Source organism: Zwartia lucis, assembly GCF_965234455.1.
GTDB classification, from domain to species: domain Bacteria; phylum Pseudomonadota; class Gammaproteobacteria; order Burkholderiales; family Burkholderiaceae_B; genus Zwartia; species Zwartia lucis.
In genome coordinates this window covers 748,022-765,182 of record NZ_OZ248472.1, presented here as the reverse complement: position 1 = coordinate 765,182, position 17,161 = coordinate 748,022, and the positions used below count along the sequence as shown (strand labels likewise).

Genomic DNA, 17,161 nt, shown 5'->3' with positions numbered 1-17,161 from the left:
TCTAGCCGAAGTGACTCAACATCTTTATGGATTTGTCTTAGTTTCTTTAAGTCTGTCCCAACCAGACTCGATATGTTTACGCATGGAAAAGATTGCAGTAGAAACATCCCTTGAGGTCAGCGCCTGCAAAATAGCCTCATGCTCCTTGATGGCCTCATCGCCACGATTTGACAGCCCGTTGATCACATCAAACGGGTAGCGTGCCCACAGAATCTGAACAAAATGCAGCGTCTGAGGCAAATCAGCGACGTCATACAAGCGTCTGTGAAATCGATAATTCACACCACGCGCGACGGCCCGATCATTTGAGGCAAACGCAGCTGAAAACTCATCGGCCAAACCTCTCAACGCCTCCAAATCCGCAGAGGTGATCTTTTCTACTGCCGCACTGACGAGTTGAGACTCAAGGAGTAAACGCAGCGTCAAAATTTCGGCTGACGCGGAAGGGTCAAAGGGCATCACCCGAGCACCGCGATATGAGTCGCCACTGATATAGCCCTCGGCGGCCAGCAATTTCAGCGCCTCGCGGACGGGCGTAATGCTTAACCCCAACTGTTCAGCAAGATCTGCCTGCTTGAGTCGAGATCCGCGTGGGAAGACGCCGGAAATAATATGCTCTCGCAAATAGTCCGCGACCTGCTCTTCCTTCGTTCGATAATCCATGAGTGCCCTATCAAGTGGCTAGTCAGTCCGAACCGTCCTACCAGATGACCTCTCTGGAGACCAGTTCGGCTTGGTGCGCAGAACTCATCCCTAACAACTGACCAAAAACATACTCTTCATCTTGTCCCAATTCGGGCGTCAATCTTCGTATGCCCACATCAGGACTTGAACTGAAACATGCTGGAGAGCCGACAGCCAGCCGCTCTGGGATGCCTGGCGCAGAGACCCATTGTAATGCTTTGCGTTCCTGCAAGTGTCGATCTGCCGCGAGATCTTGTGTGCTCCATGAGACATGCGCAGGAATCCCCTTTGCCTGCAGACGCAAGGCAAGCTGATCGGCATTCTGATGGCTTACCCAATCTGAAACCATCTGATCCACCTGGGCTCGGTGCAAGAGTCGCCCCTCTGCGTTGCTGACTCTAGGATCCTCACAGCGGTGCCCAACAATTTTTTGAAAGTCCAACCATTGCTGATCATCGCCGATGGCGAGAGTGATCCAGCGATCGGGCTGATCAGTCAAATACACTCCGTGGGGAGACATCCGCAGGTCGCTATTTCCAAGACGCTGCGGTTCGATTCCGGCTTGAGCCTGCACAAGCGCTTCACCAATCATGGCTGAAGCAACCTCTCGGGCCGCCAAGTCGATATGCTGTGGCTGACCCGTGCGTCGCTGCTGGTGCAACCCAGCCATCGTAGCCATTGCGGCATGCAAGCCCGCAGAATGATCCATCGCGTGACGCATTTCCACGGGTGGGCCATCGCTATAACCACTCATCCAGCCTAGCCCACCCCAGGCACCAAAAAGCGGTGCATAACCAGCAAAATGCGAGTCAGGACCACTTTGTCCACAGGAGGATAAGGACAACATGACTATGTCGGGTCTGCACTCGCGCAAGACATCGAACCCCAGTCCCAATCTTTGTGCGACCCCTGGTCTGAAACTTTCAGCAGCCACATTTGATATGGAGACGATTTTTTTGGCGATCTCGATGGCCTCGGGATGCTTCAAATTCAGCCTGACTGATAACTTGTTTGCAGTCACCTGATCAAACGTCGCGGCTGACATTCGTCCGTAAACAGGATGTGGCTTCCTGAAGGCATCCGGCCGCGTTTTACTCTCAATCTTGATGCACTCCGCACCAAACTGCGAGAGCAAATGCGTACTCAGTGGGCCGGCGGCATGGATGGTGAAATCCGCGATACGCACACCCGCCAATGGCGCTTTTAAAACCTTCATACCCTTAACTCCTTCGTCATTTCACCCAGTGAAGGTACTTTCCCGCCACCAATCAGTGGTGAGCAGAGAAACTTAAAGGGCGCCAACAACACTTCAAAAGGACTGCCATTTTCTCTGAGCGCATCAACGAAGAGGCCGCGATCTCGTTCGTGTTCACCCTGAGTCACCTCAAGAGGCGTTCTGTATTTACCAACTGGCACACCAAGCTTTTGAGCTTCACGCACAATATCTTCAGCGTTGTGCAACACCATCCAGGCGCGAATATGTGTATTGATCTCATCGCCCCGACGACCTCTTTCCAGAGGATCGTTCAAAGCGGGTTCAAGCGCCCAAGCAGGATGACCTAACAACTCAACAAGAGAATTCCACTGCCGATCCTCAAGAGTCAATAACTCGATGTAGCCATCTTTTGTTTTAAAAACCCCGCCATATCTAAACTTGCGCGTTGCGCGATGCTCAACCGAGCCATCCCCTAACCTTTGCACAGCGAAGGCGCCAACTAAAAGCATGGCATCTTGAACCGAAACATCCACAAACTGTCCGCCTGTTGCCGGAACGGTCCATAGCGCGGTCATCGCGGCTAAAGCAGCCGTCGCACCGCCTTGATATCCCGCAAAGTGCCCATGGATTTTTAAGGGTGCACGATCGGGAAACATTTCATTCGATAAGCCGTTTGGCAACAGATAGCCTTCACCAGCGGCATGAAGTAAATTCATCTCCTCTGCGACCCAGTCTGCCTTAGGTCCCACCGCACCAAAGGGCAAAATACTGACATGCACAAGCTGAGGAAAACGCTTGCTGAGATTCTCGGGATCGAGACCCAACGGCGCGCGCTGTCGGACAGGCGTATCGTCGAGGAAAATATCACAATGACCTAACTGAGCCGACATGATCTGCCGTCCCTGCTCCGTGAGCAAATCCGCCACTACACTTTGTTTGCCAACCGCAAGGTAAGCAAACAAAGCGCTTTCACCAGAATCGTCAAACCATGGAGGAGAAAGTCTGAGAGGACACCCTGTCGGCGACTCAAGCATGATCACCTCGGCGCCCAAGGTCGCCAGCAAACGCCCTGCATAGGCACCGGCTACGCTTTGGCAATGCTCTAGCACGCGAATACCCGCTAATGGAGTACTAAAAGGTTGCAGCGCATCATCAGATTGCATCAATATTCTCCGCTTCAGATTGAACTCGAGGTGTGGCTAACGGATCAGCGGCAGATCAAGATTCACTCCAGAACCGTCAATAAACACGGGCAAGTTGACGTTACGCGATGGCAACGCAACGGTCGCAAAGCTGGGGGTCGTAAGCTCTCCGCGCTGATTTTCTGCTGCGATTTCGATATCGACAAGTCCCGTATTGTCTTTCACATATTTACGCACGACCTTGCCCTTGCAGAAAGTGGTGTCACCCATAATGTTGAAGCGACGCATTTCTGTACGCACGCGTTTGAGGACGCCCGCATCACCCATCCAGTTTGTCACCAGCGAACACATCCACGAGGAACGCTGCGGACCATAGTCATACGTTCCTGGGACACCAACGTCTTTAGCGACTGATTCGCGATGATGACCGATGCCGGTGTACTCGACGCCCCCACCTGCTTCGGGGTTTCGGAAAAAGTGCCCTGGGTGCTTGACTGCAGCCTGCAGCACGACACCGTGCGTATGTCCTCGACCGCAGCCCACCAAAAATCCCATCGTATCCATGAGAGATAAAGGTCCGCGGGCGATGGTGGGGAGCTCCTCGCCCTCTTGCACATCTTCCCAATAGCGCACATTCGCACCACGAATATTTTTAACTTCGTCCAGAACAATCTGATCGATCCGGTCACGCTCTTCGTTGGTGTATTCGTGCTGGGTGATCTCCTTGTATTTACCCGTGTCACGTGCTGCTTTACGCTCATGGCGCGTACAGGTGCCCAAGGCACGCGCCACCAACTCGCTACGTTGGTTGTAGTAAAACGCTTCCACGTATTGCATCACTAAGCGACCTGAAAACTTGCTCTGCTTTTCCTCAACGCCCAGCACTCGCTCAACCGCAGTGATCCTGTCTCCAGGTCTGATGTGTCGCATCAACTCCCAGTCATTACCGGTATAGAAACCATGCACGCCAGGCAGTCCCCAGCGTGTGCGACCGAGCCAACCATACGCCATGGGAAACATTGGATGGCCGAGCATCGTGCCGTACCTCGTTGCGTGACCGTATCCCACATCTCTGTAAAGAGGATTGAGATCACCGATACCGTTACACCAGTTACGCAATGTGTCCGGCGTGGCATCTTGGAGGTAAGGCCCCTCTGGTCGCAGGTGCAACCCAATCATTTTTCGTGCGTCTTCGATTGCTTTGTCAGTGATAAGACCTTCGGCGGGTGCATCACCAACACCTGCGTTCACCTGAGTTGAACCTTCACTCATCGTTAATGCTCCTATTGTGTTTTAAAGACATACTTTTAAATTTAATGCATTGTATATAATCAAATCGGCCCTCTAACAGAGGGTAATTACTGATTAATTAACAATATTTGACTTCTTCTCGCTGTGTAGAATGCATTATCTTCTTTCATTACAAACAAATCATGCATCAATTACCTCTTGCAGGGCGTCGCATTATTGAGTTGGGCTCAATGTTGGCGGCACCCTTTGCCACCCATATCCTGTCTCAACTCGGTGCCGAGATCATTAAGGTGGAGCCACCCGCTGGAGATCCTACCCGTAAACTTGTCCGCGGAGGTCCGAGTGGCACGTTCATTGCCTACAGTCATGGAAAAAGAAGCATTTGCCTCGACCTTTCTCTCGAAAGCGGTCGAGATGTGCTTTACCGTTTACTCAAATCGGCAGACGGACTTGTACACAATCTCGCCCCAAAAGCGGCCAATAAACTCGGCGTCAGTCGAGAGGCATGTGCAGCAATCAACCCAAAGCTGATTTATTGCCACATCAGAGGATATGGTCCGGGTCCCCAGGAGAATGACTTGGCTTCCAATCCTGTCGCTGAGGCAGCAACGGGCATCATGGAAAGCAACCGGATCAATGGTCGCCCCAGTCGCCTGGGGCCGTCCTATCACGATCAGTTTGCTGGCGCTTATGCTGTCATCGGCATGCTTGGCTCCTTTCTGCAGGGCGCCGAACATCGCGAGCAAGAGCGGCATGTCGAGGTTGGACTGTATGAGACGGGACTGCACATTGCCGCCCGCGACTTGGTCGGCGTGCAACTCAAAACGCAACTGCTGGGAAGGGCAGAACGCGAGCCCAGTGGGGAGTTCAGCATGCCGGGCTATGGCGCTTATATGACTCGGGATGAAAGATGGATTTACCTATTGATGCTCACTGACGCGCATTGGGCAAAATTCTGCGAAGCCTTGCAATTGCCAGAAGTCGCCACCAAAGATTTCGGTACGCTCAGGGAGAGAAAGAAAGCCCGAGAGACTGTCGAAGCGCTCGTCCGTGAGGCGATGCATCGCGTTGATTTCGACGAGGCCATGCAGAGGTTAAAAACGGCAGGCGTTGGCGCTACTGAGGTCTTGCCACTTGAACGTGTGCTTGACGCCCCCCAAGCACATCAACCCGGAACGCTGCGCGCCGTCAAGTTCCGCGAACTTGACTTTGACATTCCTGAGTTCCCACAAAAGAACGACAACAGAAGTGACCTCCACACCCTTTATCCCGCTGAGATCGGACAACATACACGGGAGATTTTGCATGAACTCGGCCTTGACGATCAGGCCTGTGACACACTGATCGCCAGCGGCGCAGTGATCGAGGCGACACCTGGAAGTTTTAGCTGGGCACCTGTGCGCAAGTAAATTTATTTATTTTGTTTTAAAGGACACACCGCCCCAGCTTTCCCAAAGTTTTGCAATCGAGGCATAGTCCAGATTGGCTAATCCTTGCTGCATGGCGATTTCATATACGGTGTGCGAGGCCTGCATGGTGAATACAGGGACATGCAACTCCTGCGCCATCGCAAGTGCTAATAAAGAGTCCTTTCTTGCGTTGGCAGTCGACATCCCTCCCTCATAGTGACCACGATAGGCACGCTCTTTGAGGCGATGCGTAAGCGGACGCGTGAGGCCTGAATCACTATTCATCAACTCATAGAAAACATCCAAAGGGATTTCGGATTTTGCGGCCATCGCCGCAGCCTCGAGCAACACCACCATCGTCGTATGCGCCACGGCATTGTTAATCAGCTTGATACGCATGCCGTTGCCGGCGGGACCCATATAAAAGATCTTTTTTGACACACTCTCGAGCATCGTCTGGACGCGCGAGTAATCTCCCGGATCAGCTCCAACTAAAAAAGTTGTTTTCCCCTCAGCCAGATTTTGTATGCCTCCAAGAACGGCTGCATCCATCGCACTTGCGCCTCGAGACTGCGCGAACTCAAGCAACCATGTGACATCCTTGGGATCAACCGTACTGGTTTCGATCAAGAGTTTTCCTGAGAGGCTGACCGAAGACATGCTTTGTGCAACGGCGCGAGATGCCTCCGGTGTTGGGAGAGATAAAAAAATAATCTCGCAAATGTTGACGAGTTCCGCAACAGAGCCACAGGACTTGATGCCTAACTTTTCAGACTCCTGCATACGTGCCACTTTTTGGTCAAAACCATACACCTCGTACCGTCTGACTAAAGCCTGCGCAAGAGCGAGGCCCGCATTGCCTAATCCAACCACACCAATTGATTCACTCATACACTCTCGTCACATATTGAGTCGGAATTGACGCATCGTGATTGCTCGCCTCACGACCGCTTACCAAACTGGAGTACCAGAAACTCTGCTCCGAGATCACCTGCCTCCAGTGATACGAGGCCTGTTCCAGGCTCAGCAAAAAGGACCGTCCATCCTTGAAAACGTTGACTGACCGCTTCATGATCAACCGTTTTGAGCTGACCTTGCAAAACAATCACATATTGACCACCGCTATTTTCGGGACAATGCTCCGCATAAACCTGTCCAGGTCCCAAGCGAACAATACAGGCCCCCAAGCCATCCGCTAAGGAATAGTCCTTGTCATCAAAAAGTGACTCAATCACAGGCTGTGTCAAATGAGCCAGTACAGGCTCAGTAGATTTGATGACGGGTATTGAGAAATGGCGCTTTAAAGAAGGTCGCAACCTTTCGCGGTAACCCTCTTTATGCAAATAGATCGCACCGGGATCCTTGCGCGGACGTAAGGCAAAGTAGGACAGCCCATACTCACTCGCAGTGATAGGACCATAGCCCGTATAGGCATCTGTGTAATGCACAACCGTTGGCCTGATCCCGTCATGCGTTCGACCCAGTTGGCCCTCGCCTTCGAGAAACACTTGGAACTGCTCTACCTCGTGAAAATGAGGCTGAATCACTTCCTCTGGTGTCATTTCAATCAGAAACGCCTGCGGAGATGTCTTGTACAAGTCACCGGTCATCTCTTGCGCGATCAGAAAGTCAGTTCGCCAATGCTCCTCCCCTGTCCCTGAGCGCACAAGTTTTCTAGCACTGATCGCTTCTTGTTTCGTTTTGTGATGAATCATAATATGAGAGCTCGAGATGATTACTGAACCTGAATATTGGCCTTCTTGATGATATCTTTGTACTCGGCAACCTGATCCTCAATAAACTGTATTGCCTCCTTGGGTGAGCCGGCTACAACTTCCCCGCCCGTATTGACTATCTTGCCAACAAAATCAGGCGTCATTGCAACTTTTGATATGGCCTGATTCAGCTTATCCAAAATTGGCTGCGGCGTACCTTTTGGTGCCAAGATGACGTAGAAAATTTCACTCTGATATCCAGGCAATGTCTCAGCAATCGCAGGAATATTGCTAAAGGCCTTGCTGCGCTTTACGCCAGTCGTCCCGATCACTTTTAGTTTGCCGGCTTGAACCAACGGCATCGCAGAGACAGCACTAGAAAAAACCATGCTCACGTGCCCACCAATCAGGTCCGTCAAAGCAGGTCCCATTCCTTTGTAGGGAACATGACGGATGTTTGTGCCAGCCTTGAGATTAAAAAATTCACCGCTCAGATGGGGTGAGCTCGCAATGCCACTAGAGCCATACGTCAATACACCTGGCTGCTTTTTCGCGAGATCAATCAGCTCCTGAACAGTATTAGCAGGAAAATTGGGCGGTACAACGAGCAAAGCTGGTGTGGTCGCAATCAGAGATACGCCTTCAAAGTCCTTGACGGCATCAAAGGGGAGTTGGCGGATGCCCGGATTGACGACGTGACTACTCGTTGCCATTAACAATGTGTAGCCATCCGGAGCAGCTCTGGCTGCCTCTGAGGTACCAATGATCGTTGAACCCCCTGGCTTGTTGTCCACGACCACTGTCTGGCCAAGGATCTCGGTCGCACCCGCAGCAATCTGACGTGCCACGATGTCCCCACCCCCGCCCGGTGCGAGCGGCACGATCAGCCGTATTGGCTTCACAGGATAATTCGCTTGGGCATGTGCAACCGTGCCAGCGCCCAGCGCCAAGACCGTCGCCGTCAGTAAGCCGTAGATGCGATGTTTGAAATCACCCATTTTTTTGTCTCCTTTTATCTTTTTTTAATCCTACCAGATCAATATAATGCATTTTATATGTCTGCAACAGATACAAAATTATCGTTTTTTATCACCTTTATATGATTTTTGATTTTATAGAATGCATTCATTGAAGGTTAAAACTGAGTTTTAACCTTACACTTTTTTCGTAAATTTAAAACCACTCCTTCATCAGAGATTTGAGAGAAAAATGCAAGCTGCGCGTGCGATATACCTAGTGTTAGATATGCAAAACGATTTGGTTCATGCGGAGGGTCCAAACGGCAAAAGCCCGTTAGGGGAGCAGGTACGTAAACGCGAGTTGCTTGCCAAGACCGCTCGCGCGATCAAGAAAGCCAGAGAGGCTGGGGTGTTAGTGGGTTTTGTCCGCGTAGGCTTTACCGCAGGCTATCCAGAATGCCCACCAAATTCACCTGTCTTTTCTGCCGCACCTGCGAATGGATTGTTCAAGCTTGGCGCTTGGGGTACCGAGATTCACCCCGACCTAGAACAGCGCGAGGGCGATATCCAAGTCACCAAACACCGCGTCAGTCCCTTTTATGCCACAGGACTTGAGGCTGCGCTGCGCGCCAGAAATGTAACCAAGATTTATTGCTCAGGTGTCTCCACACAAGCCGTTGTGCAAGCAACCGTGCGCGACGGCCATGATCGCGACTATGAAATGATTGTGCTCGAAGATCTCAGCTGCGCGCATAGCGATCAAGAGCATGAAAACTCAATAGGCAGCCTTGCGCGTTTTTGCAAAATCGAAAAGTCCGATACGGTGACTTTTACAAATCCTTGAGCAGTGCATTCCTAGAGCAACACAGACGCCATGTGTGATTGGCGCTTGCAAGCGCTCTAGATCTGCGCCTCAAAGTACCCCTCAATTCCTTTTTCCCCTTGCTCACTCTGCAACAGCAGCATCAGCAATATCCTTGCTTTCCAGGCGGACAGTTCCCCTGCCAGCACAGCACCTGCTTGCTGTAAGCGGGCCGAGGATCCGTCAAAGCCATAACACGCACGTGTTCCACCCTGTGTCACGCGGGTCGCGACGACGACCTTGATCCCTTTGTTTAGTGCAGCTAACACGCCTTCGTAGACTTCGGGATTGACGTGTCCAGAGGCTGTTGCCTGAATCACGATCCCTTTGGCGCCACCTGCTATTGCGCCATGAATGGCATTGGCAGAAGCCCCAACATACGTGGCAACGACTTCGACGAATGGTAAGGACGAGGTGGTCAAAGGCACATGCGTACGCTGAGGTGCCTCTCGTCTGAAAATCACTTTGTCAGGAGTAATCCGCCCAATACAACCCCACTCACCCGAATTAAATGTTTCAACGTTAACCGTATGTTGCTTTGACACATCGCGCGCGCAATGCACTCTTTGATTAAGAACGACAAGCACGCCTTGCCCTCGCGCTTCCTGCGTCAAACTCACCTTGATGCCATCCACTAAATTCCGGGTGCCATCAGAATCGGCTTCAGACTGATTGCGCTGCGCACCCACCATCACAACCGGTTTGAGTGAACTAACGGTCAGGTCCAAAAACCATGCGGTTTCTTCAAGAGTAGCCGTGCCGTGGGAAATCACAACACCATTGACATCTTCTCGCGCAAGCAACGCTGTCACCCGTTTGGACAACCTGATCCATTCCTCAATCGACATATGGGGAGATGGGACTTGAGAGAACTGTTCGATGGTGACCGCGACATTAGCTAAACTCGCGCCGGTTTTTGCGAACAACTCCTCACCGGTGACAGTAGGCAAAGCAAGCCCTGTCTTAGGATCGATCTTGGAAGCAATCGTCCCGCCCGTGGAGAGCAGCACGCAATGAGGTTTGACAGAATTATTCATAGCAAGAACCCCTTAATTTGTTATGTTAGTCAAGTTTGGCTCCCGAATCCTTTACGACTTTTGCCCACTTTGGCGCTTCTGCACCCATGTAGTCTTTAAATTGCTGTGTGCTCATATTTGAAAGATCGATGCCCAACCCCTCAAGCTTGCCACGTACTTCAGGTGTCTGTAAGACCGTCATGACATCAGTATGGATTTTCTGAACAGTTGCGTCTGGAGTGCCGGCAGGCGCGAGCAAGCCATACCAAAAAGACATGTCATACCCAGGCAAGCCTGAGGCATCGATTGTTGGGACCTCTGGCATGACCTTCGCGCCTTTTGCGCTGGTGATGCCCAGCGGTTTGGCTTGATTGGCTTTAATCAGAGGAATCGCAGTCGGTACGTTTTCAAAAATCATGGAGACCTCGCCCGCCATCAGCGCTGTGCGAGCGGGTGCAGAGCTCTTGTAGGGAATGTGCATCATGTCGACACCCGCCATACTCTTAAACATCTCGGCCGCAAGGTGATTGGAGCTTCCGCTGCCACCCGAACCGTAATTCAACTTGCCTGGTTGTTTCTTTAAAAAGGCAATGAGCTCAATCACGTTATTGGCCTGCACACTCGGATGCACAATCAGGACGTTTGACAAAGTCCCCAACATTGCCACAGGTGCGAAGTCCTTGAGACCGTTGTAGGTCATTTTGGAATAGAGTTCGCCATTGACAATGTGCGTTGCCGTGGTCCCAAGCACGAGTGTTCGGCCATCTGGTTTAGTTCTGGCGACCTCAGCAGTACCAATTGAGCCGTTCGCGCCTGCCTTGTTTTCTACCACGACTGTTTGCCCCCACTTGGCCGTCAAGGCTGGGGCAATCAATCGGGCCATAATGTCGGGCGTGCCACCTGGCAAATACGGGACCACAATTTTGACAGGACCATCAGGAAAAACGGGCTGCGCAGAGGCTCCTACAAAAGGAGCAAACATGAGCAGCGTCACTGCAGAGGCCAAGACAACGCGGGCAGCTTTCATCAGATACTCTCCATACCAAATATTGTTTGATTAATAGATCGAGAATGCGCTAGACAACGAACAGAGGTAGGACGAGGTGGACTGTCAGATCCAGTCGCGATCACGATCATCAATTAAATCGAATGTTTGACTGACGGATCAGATCTCGTGTTTGCTTGGTTTCTGCCTGAATAAACGCAGCATATTCAGGTCCAATCGCTTTACCAGGAATCATTCCCATATCAATGATTCGTTTCTGTACATCACTCATTGCGACTATTTTTGCGGTGTCGTCATAGAGTTTTTTGAGAATAGCGGGTGGAGTCGCTGCGGGGGCAGTCACTCCGATAAAGGATTGCCAAATACACCCCTTAAAACCTTGTTCTTCCATCGTGGGGATATTGGGTGCAAGCGGAACACGACTTGCAGTCGTGACGCCGAGCGGTCGCAATTTCCCAGACTGGATCTGCGGCCATGCCGAGGCGAACGTATCAAACATAAAATCAAGCCTACCCGCCAGCAACTCAACCATTGCGGGTGAGCTACCCTTGAAGGCAATATGAAGAATATCCAAATTAGCTAAATTTTTAAATAGTTCAGCTGCCATGTTCGCAGCCGTTCCGTTTCCGCCCGAACCATAATTAAGCTTTCCGGGTCTAGACTTAGCAGCCTTGATGATATCTTCAACTGTTTTGTAAGGACTACCGCTTGGTACCACCAAGACACTCGGCACGGTCACAACCAAACCCACCGGCGCGAAATCACGTTGGGCGTCGTATTGAATGTTCGCACTCATGGTGAGGGGCGCGATGACGGCATCGGGAGCGGTGTTAATCAACAGCGTGTAGCCATCCGCAGGACTTTTCGCAACATAAGCCGCCGCGATCGTGGCACTTGCGCCTGGTTTATTTTCAACCAGCACCGACTGTGAAAAAACCTCGGAGTACTTTTGAGCCATCATGCGGGCCAACGCATCACCCGCCCCGCCTGTCGTGTAACCAATCACGAGCTTAATGGGTCGATTTGGATAAACCGACTGGGCCATTGCCGCTGGGGATTGCAAACCGACAGGTAAAAGCATGCTTGCAGAGAGCGCCGTCAGATACTGGCGGCGTTGCGCCGAGAAAGCCTGGCGAACTTTGGATTTCATGATTGTCTCCTCGTTGTAATTTATTTATTACTGAGTATACTCATCAAATAAAAAAATTAAAACTAATGTTTTTGACTTAAAGTCAAACGTTTACCAAGAGACATGCAACACGAAATGCAAGACGCAATATCCAATGTCGCGATGTATACAAACTCCTCAAGCCCAGTCGACACTGCGGCAAAAATTGCTTTAGCTGATTCGCAGGCCATCGAAACGCATGGTCCTGGCTTTATGATCCGCCGTCTTCAGCAAGTCTCCGTTTCCTTTTTTCACGATGAGCTTCGTCCGCTTTCCCTGACACCCCTGCAGACGACCGTCCTCAGAGCGCTGGGTAAAGACAATGGTTTGGATCAGGTTTCGCTGGCATCAAAAGCTGTCGTGGACGCCTCCACCATCAAAGATGTCGTCCATCGACTCGAGCAAAATAAAGCAGTTAAACGCAAACAAAGTAGTGTCGATAAACGAATGAAAATCGTTGAACTGACCGAAACAGGACGCAAGTTATTACGGGACTCAGTTCCCTTGGCCAATATCGCTGCTGACAAGCTTTTGGCGCCCCTCACTGAACGAGAGCGCCAACAGTTGTTGAAAATAATCGCAAAAATCGTGACAGCGCATGACCCAGAAGCGGCATCAGGCGTGCGCACAACTTGGCGCAGAAAAAAAACAGATCTTCTAAACACTTAACACTACAGCCTTTACAGGAGATTCAAATGGGTATGTTTAACACCAATCCAATTGGAAAAAATTTCGCCGGTGAAATCCCCGATCTAAGCTTACGGGGCGGAGTCTCTGATCAAGAGTACGAAGAAATCGAGCGCGTCCTTTCAGTTTATGGCGTTCTGGTTTTCCGGAACAAAGAGCCCATGAATGACGACGATCAAGAAGCGCTGATCAAGCGTTTCGGCCCCGCCGTCAACAGTGTGCTTAAAACAAAGGAGCCAGAACCAGGATCTGCACCTGCGCGTCCCCACTTTTTAGACATCGCCACTGTTGATGCACAAAATAACCCCTTGGCAAAAGACAGTTTCGAACATCTTTACCATCTCGCGAATCAGCTGTGGCATACAGACGGTACGCAAATTCAACCTCCTATCCGCGTCACCATGCTTTCCGCGCGAGTGCTTCCGCCAAACCCGCCCGACACACAATATGCAGATATGCGCGCAGCCTGGGATGCACTGCCCGAAGCTGAAAAGAAAAGACTTGAAGGGCTCCAGGTTGAACACAGCATCTTCGTTTCTCGCGCAAAAGTCGGGCTGACCGAATTTCCTGAGGAAGCGATCAAAATGCGCCCTCCGGTCGTTCATCCACTGGTTCGCACCCATCCACGCACTGGCCGAAAATCACTGTACCTCGCCTCGCATGCCTCACACATCATCGGATGGGATAAAGCAAAAGGCGAAGCGCTATTACAAGAACTGATTGAGTTTGCCACACAGCCTCAATTTGTTTACGCGCATAAATGGAAGACTGGCGATCTGCTCATGTGGGATGACAGTTTCACCATGCACCGCGCTATGCCCTATGACGACCCGCATCCCAGAAAAATGCGATGGAGCGGCGCGCAAGAACTCATGCCTGTTTAAATAAAAAATAAAAGGCAAGCCACTGATGCCTGCCGTTCAATTGAGGAGACAAAAATGGGGTTTAACCCGCAGGATGCTTTTAGCATTGCCGACTTGCGTGAAATCGCTAAAAGAAAGTTACCGAAAGGCCTGTTTGAGTTTGTAGACCGAGGCACTGAAGACGAGCTCGCGCTTAAACGCAACCGTGCTGGTTTTGAAAAAATCTGTCTCCGCCCAAGAGTATTAATCGATGTTTCAGGTCGTGAATTAAAGACCAAAATGGCGGGCCAAGACGTTTCGATGCCATTTGCGGTCGCGCCGACTGGAGCCGCTGGGCTTTTATGCTTTGACGGCGAAATCGCCATTGCGCGGGCAGCCGCCAAGCTAGGAATTCCATTTACTTTGTCAACAGCTTCCATCACATCAATGGAGCGCGTTGCGGCAGAAGCGGGTGGAAAGCTCTGGTTCCAACTGTATATGTGGCCAGATCGGCAAATGTCCTATCAACTCGTCGATCGCGTCAAAGCCGCAGGCTATGAAGCTTTGATTGTGACGGTAGATACTGCAGTCACACCCAATCGCGAATACAACCGGCGCAATGGATTTTCTTTACCGATGCAAATCACACGAAGAAATATGATTGATGTCGCCCGGCATCCCGAATGGTTCTTAAATGTTTTTTTGCGTTATCTCATGCGCTCGGGTATCCCCACGCTCGAAAACTATCCTGCAGAATATCGAAGGAAGCTCACGGAAAAAGCCCCAGGACAGCAAGTCGGTTTGCCAAAAAACGATTCGCTGAAATGGGACGATTTGCGAGAGATTCGTAAGCGCTGGAATGGAACGTTGATGGTAAAGGGGATTCTCCATCCCGCCGATGCTCAGATCGCTCTGGACTGCGGCGTGGATGCGATCGTCGTGTCCAACCACGGTGGTCGTAATTTGGACGCATCAATCGCGCCTATCGATGCACTTCCGGATATCGTCGATCAAGTAAACGGCAAAGTCGATGTCCTGCTTGATAGCGGCATTCGACGCGGCAGCGATATTTTTAAGGCACTTGCTTTGGGTGCTAAAGGTGTTTTCGCTGGTAGAGCCCCTCTGTGGGGCGTCACGGCCGGAGGAGAAGCAGGCGCTTTGCATGCGCTCGATATTTTACGAGACGAACTTGATCGCGTGATGGGTTTTGCTGGTTGTATCACGCTAAACGACCTCAACCGCAGCTTGCTGTGGATGGATTCACCAAGGAGAGATGAGACATGAGCATGACATTCCACCAAGAAGGTAAAACCTTTGTCGCTTCAGTGACGGGCTTAGACCTTAGACAGCCTCTTACATCAGAGCAGCATCGGACCCTCGAAAATGGTTTAGCAAAATTTGGTCTACTGATTTTTAGAAATCAACCGATCAACGATGATCAACAGCAAGCGTTTATCGAAAAATTTGGCCCTCCTGTCGTCGCAAATCTAAAAGAGCTCGCAACCGGGCATCCACACTTCTACGATATCGCGACAGTGAATGCGGACGGGACACCCATTCCTGCGGACAGTGTGCGTGGCCTGTACTTGAAAGCAAATTTGTTATGGCATACCGATGGCTCGCAAAATCAACCCCCCATCCGGTTCACTGCATTACATGCGCGCGTCTTGCCACCTGTTCCACCTCCGACTGAATATGCCGACATGTGTGCGGCCTGGGATGCGCTTCCAGAGAGACGTCAAAAAGAAATAGATGGCCTCGTCGTCGAACACAGCATTTTCTGGTCTCGGGAAAAAATGGGAATCAGTATGTCAGAATTTAGTGCCGATACACTCGCCACCCGCCAGCCTGTACTCCATCCGTTGGTCCGCACACATCCGATCTCAGGTAGAAAATCACTGTACCTCGCATCTCATGCTTCGCATGTTATTGGGTGGCCACTTGAAAAAGGACGCGCACTCATTGAAGAGTTGACCGATTTCGCGACACAACCTCAATTTACCTTTGCATTGCAATGGAATCCGAACGACCTTGCTATGTGGGATGACAGCTGGACCATGCATCGTTCGACTCCTTACTCTGAACCTCATCCGCGCATGATGCGGTGGTGTGCAGTCAGAGAGCTTGAAGCGGTTTAGATCTTTATATTTTCTCCGAATACTTTGATGTTTCAGCATTGCATTCTTAAGGAGCTTCAATTGAATATGAATACATTTTCTGCACTTTGCGTTCGATCGATCGGAAAAACCATCTCATTGTTCATTTTTACATTGCTCATTCCGATCGGAATGATTGGGCAAGCACACGCCAATACGTTTCCAACTAAGCCTATTCGCTTGATCGTGCCATCGCCGGGCGCCACTGAAGTCATTTGCCGGATACTTGCAGAGAAAATGCAAGCTTCACTAGGACAGCCCGTCATTTTAGAGACAAGACCTGGTGGTGGCACAACCATCGCCTCTGCATTTGTCGCGACGTCACCACCAGACGGTCACACTTTACTCTGCGCGATCTCTGCGTTTCTCACAGCACCCTTCTATTTCAACGAAAGTCGCTATTCGCCGCTGGAGGATTTTTCGCCCATTGCACTTGTTGTAAAAGTGGCTCACGTATTGATGATCAGGTCAGATTTACCCATCAAAAACATTAAAGAACTGATTGCCTATGCTCAAAGCAATCCTGACAAATTAACCTTTGGCTCTTCTGGCATCGGTACCTCCAATTATCTGGGAGCTGCACTGTTCCAGAAAATGGCAAAAGTCAAAATGACTAACATCCCCTATAAAGGTGGGGCTCCTGCACTGCAGGATCTTATAGGTGGACGGATTGATTTGCTCTTTGATGTGCCGCAGGCAGGCATTCCCTTTATCAATAGTGGCAAGCTACGCCCACTTGGAGTGACCACAGAGGCACGGTTGCCCTCATTTCCTGAATGGCCGACGATTGAACAGGCAGGCGTACCAGGCTATGCCTCATTTCCCTGGTTAGGAATCATTGCTCCGGCAAAAACTCCAACTGATATCGTTACCAAGCTCAACAAAGCAGTCAATGACGCGCTACAGACACCCGAAGTCAAAGAGCGTTACACCAGCATGGGCCTCACGATCGCAGGCGGCACCCCCGCAGACTTCAGCTCATTTATGAAGGCTGAAAGTCAAAAATGGAGCCCCATTATCAAGGAGCTCCAAAAGCAAGGACTCTAAC

The 17,161-nt window shown here is 50.9% G+C and carries 17 protein-coding genes; 7 read left to right on the top strand and 10 right to left on the bottom strand.

Going from position 1 to position 17,161, the window contains the following annotated elements:
- Positions 1-24: 24 nt before the first annotated feature.
- From AC8GE9_RS03670 to AC8GE9_RS03655, 4 genes are read right to left on the bottom strand one after another with little or no spacing between them, the layout of a single operon-like run.
- Positions 25-663 (bottom strand): GntR family transcriptional regulator, encoded by a 639-nt coding sequence (locus AC8GE9_RS03670; protein ID WP_506675756.1) that lies wholly within the window; start codon positions 661-663, stop codon positions 25-27.
- A 37-nt stretch (positions 664-700) separates the two neighbouring features.
- Positions 701-1,900: a CaiB/BaiF CoA transferase family protein gene (locus AC8GE9_RS03665; RefSeq protein ID WP_506675755.1), complete on the bottom strand. Its 1,200-nt coding sequence runs from the start codon at positions 1,898-1,900 to the stop codon at positions 701-703.
- Entirely contained in the window at positions 1,897-3,063 is a 1,167-nt protein-coding gene (locus tag AC8GE9_RS03660) for a CoA transferase (RefSeq protein ID WP_506675754.1), read from the bottom strand. Before AC8GE9_RS03660 ends, AC8GE9_RS03665 begins: the two co-directional genes overlap by 4 nt.
- A gap of 36 nt (positions 3,064-3,099) precedes the next feature.
- Positions 3,100-4,314, bottom strand: coding sequence for an FAS1-like dehydratase domain-containing protein (locus AC8GE9_RS03655; protein WP_506675753.1), 1,215 nt, complete (start codon positions 4,312-4,314; stop codon positions 3,100-3,102).
- A gap of 161 nt (positions 4,315-4,475) precedes the next feature.
- Between AC8GE9_RS03655 and AC8GE9_RS03650 the strand changes: the two genes are divergently transcribed.
- On the top strand, positions 4,476-5,702 hold the full coding sequence (locus AC8GE9_RS03650; protein WP_506675752.1) for a CaiB/BaiF CoA transferase family protein: 1,227 nt from the start codon (positions 4,476-4,478) through the stop codon (positions 5,700-5,702).
- A 6-nt stretch (positions 5,703-5,708) separates the two neighbouring features.
- On the opposite strand, the gene AC8GE9_RS03645 is transcribed toward AC8GE9_RS03650, so the two are convergent.
- From AC8GE9_RS03645 to AC8GE9_RS03635, 3 genes are read right to left on the bottom strand one after another with little or no spacing between them, the layout of a single operon-like run.
- Complete coding sequence (locus AC8GE9_RS03645; RefSeq protein ID WP_506675751.1) at positions 5,709-6,593, bottom strand: NAD(P)-dependent oxidoreductase; 885 nt, start codon at positions 6,591-6,593, stop codon at positions 5,709-5,711.
- A gap of 50 nt (positions 6,594-6,643) precedes the next feature.
- Positions 6,644-7,417 carry a hypothetical protein gene (locus AC8GE9_RS03640; protein WP_506675750.1) on the bottom strand — a complete coding sequence of 258 codons (774 nt, stop codon included), beginning with the start codon at positions 7,415-7,417 and terminating at the stop codon, positions 6,644-6,646.
- A 20-nt stretch (positions 7,418-7,437) separates the two neighbouring features.
- Positions 7,438-8,415: a Bug family tripartite tricarboxylate transporter substrate binding protein gene (locus tag AC8GE9_RS03635; RefSeq protein ID WP_506675749.1), complete on the bottom strand. Its 978-nt coding sequence runs from the start codon at positions 8,413-8,415 to the stop codon at positions 7,438-7,440.
- Positions 8,416-8,626: 211 nt separating this feature from the next.
- On the opposite strand from AC8GE9_RS03635, the gene AC8GE9_RS03630 reads away from it, so the two are divergent.
- Positions 8,627-9,220 carry a cysteine hydrolase family protein gene (locus AC8GE9_RS03630; RefSeq protein WP_506675748.1) on the top strand — a complete coding sequence of 198 codons (594 nt, stop codon included), beginning with the start codon at positions 8,627-8,629 and terminating at the stop codon, positions 9,218-9,220.
- Between the two features lie 56 nt (positions 9,221-9,276).
- Here the strand turns inward: AC8GE9_RS03630 and AC8GE9_RS03625 are convergent, their stop codons facing one another.
- From AC8GE9_RS03625 to AC8GE9_RS03615, 3 genes are all read right to left on the bottom strand, one after another.
- A complete protein-coding gene (locus AC8GE9_RS03625) occupies positions 9,277-10,275 on the bottom strand; it encodes an asparaginase (protein ID WP_506675747.1) in 999 nt (332 codons plus the stop codon).
- 25 nt (positions 10,276-10,300) lie between these two features.
- On the bottom strand, positions 10,301-11,281 hold the full coding sequence (locus AC8GE9_RS03620) for a tripartite tricarboxylate transporter substrate binding protein (protein ID WP_506675746.1): 981 nt from the start codon (positions 11,279-11,281) through the stop codon (positions 10,301-10,303).
- A gap of 109 nt (positions 11,282-11,390) precedes the next feature.
- Positions 11,391-12,410: a Bug family tripartite tricarboxylate transporter substrate binding protein gene (locus AC8GE9_RS03615; protein WP_506675744.1), complete on the bottom strand. Its 1,020-nt coding sequence runs from the start codon at positions 12,408-12,410 to the stop codon at positions 11,391-11,393.
- A 102-nt stretch (positions 12,411-12,512) separates the two neighbouring features.
- On the opposite strand from AC8GE9_RS03615, the gene AC8GE9_RS03610 reads away from it, so the two are divergent.
- The 5 genes from AC8GE9_RS03610 (at position 12,513) to AC8GE9_RS03590 (ending at position 17,160) form a co-directional block, all read left to right on the top strand.
- Positions 12,513-13,097 (top strand): MarR family winged helix-turn-helix transcriptional regulator, encoded by a 585-nt coding sequence (locus tag AC8GE9_RS03610; protein ID WP_506675743.1) that lies wholly within the window; start codon positions 12,513-12,515, stop codon positions 13,095-13,097.
- 26 nt (positions 13,098-13,123) lie between these two features.
- Positions 13,124-13,999, top strand: coding sequence for a TauD/TfdA dioxygenase family protein (locus AC8GE9_RS03605; protein WP_506675742.1), 876 nt, complete (start codon positions 13,124-13,126; stop codon positions 13,997-13,999).
- Between the two features lie 54 nt (positions 14,000-14,053).
- Complete coding sequence (locus AC8GE9_RS03600; RefSeq protein ID WP_506675741.1) at positions 14,054-15,241, top strand: alpha-hydroxy acid oxidase; 1,188 nt, start codon at positions 14,054-14,056, stop codon at positions 15,239-15,241.
- Entirely contained in the window at positions 15,238-16,095 is an 858-nt protein-coding gene (locus tag AC8GE9_RS03595; protein ID WP_506675740.1) for a TauD/TfdA dioxygenase family protein, read from the top strand. Before AC8GE9_RS03600 ends, AC8GE9_RS03595 begins: the two co-directional genes overlap by 4 nt.
- Before the next feature lie 66 nt (positions 16,096-16,161).
- The gene (locus tag AC8GE9_RS03590) at positions 16,162-17,160 is read left to right on the top strand and encodes a Bug family tripartite tricarboxylate transporter substrate binding protein (RefSeq protein ID WP_506675739.1); all 999 of its coding nucleotides are present in this window, start codon (positions 16,162-16,164) and stop codon (positions 17,158-17,160) included.
- Position 17,161 lies beyond the last annotated feature (1 nt).

Bases quoted from the DNA above. Each gene is read 5' to 3' on its own strand.
- AC8GE9_RS03625 (WP_506675747.1), bottom strand. From the start codon at position 10,275: ATGAATAATTCTGTCAAACCTCATTGCGTGCTGCTCTCCACGGGCGGG.
- AC8GE9_RS03640 (WP_506675750.1), bottom strand. From the start codon at position 7,417: ATGATTCATCACAAAACGAAACAAGAAGCGATCAGTGCTAGAAAACTT.
- AC8GE9_RS03605 (WP_506675742.1), top strand. From the start codon at position 13,124: ATGGGTATGTTTAACACCAATCCAATTGGAAAAAATTTCGCCGGTGAA.
- AC8GE9_RS03590 (WP_506675739.1), top strand. From the start codon at position 16,162: ATGAATACATTTTCTGCACTTTGCGTTCGATCGATCGGAAAAACCATC.
- AC8GE9_RS03620 (WP_506675746.1), bottom strand. From the start codon at position 11,281: ATGAAAGCTGCCCGCGTTGTCTTGGCCTCTGCAGTGACGCTGCTCATG.
- AC8GE9_RS03615 (WP_506675744.1), bottom strand. From the start codon at position 12,410: ATGAAATCCAAAGTTCGCCAGGCTTTCTCGGCGCAACGCCGCCAGTAT.
- AC8GE9_RS03670 (WP_506675756.1), bottom strand. From the start codon at position 663: ATGGATTATCGAACGAAGGAAGAGCAGGTCGCGGACTATTTGCGAGAG.
- AC8GE9_RS03600 (WP_506675741.1), top strand. From the start codon at position 14,054: ATGGGGTTTAACCCGCAGGATGCTTTTAGCATTGCCGACTTGCGTGAA.
- AC8GE9_RS03610 (WP_506675743.1), top strand. From the start codon at position 12,513: ATGCAACACGAAATGCAAGACGCAATATCCAATGTCGCGATGTATACA.
- AC8GE9_RS03665 (WP_506675755.1), bottom strand. From the start codon at position 1,900: ATGAAGGTTTTAAAAGCGCCATTGGCGGGTGTGCGTATCGCGGATTTC.
- AC8GE9_RS03655 (WP_506675753.1), bottom strand. From the start codon at position 4,314: ATGAGTGAAGGTTCAACTCAGGTGAACGCAGGTGTTGGTGATGCACCC.
- AC8GE9_RS03635 (WP_506675749.1), bottom strand. From the start codon at position 8,415: ATGGGTGATTTCAAACATCGCATCTACGGCTTACTGACGGCGACGGTC.
- AC8GE9_RS03660 (WP_506675754.1), bottom strand. From the start codon at position 3,063: ATGCAATCTGATGATGCGCTGCAACCTTTTAGTACTCCATTAGCGGGT.
- AC8GE9_RS03630 (WP_506675748.1), top strand. From the start codon at position 8,627: ATGCAAGCTGCGCGTGCGATATACCTAGTGTTAGATATGCAAAACGAT.
- AC8GE9_RS03595 (WP_506675740.1), top strand. From the start codon at position 15,238: ATGAGCATGACATTCCACCAAGAAGGTAAAACCTTTGTCGCTTCAGTG.
- AC8GE9_RS03645 (WP_506675751.1), bottom strand. From the start codon at position 6,593: ATGAGTGAATCAATTGGTGTGGTTGGATTAGGCAATGCGGGCCTCGCT.
- AC8GE9_RS03650 (WP_506675752.1), top strand. From the start codon at position 4,476: ATGCATCAATTACCTCTTGCAGGGCGTCGCATTATTGAGTTGGGCTCA.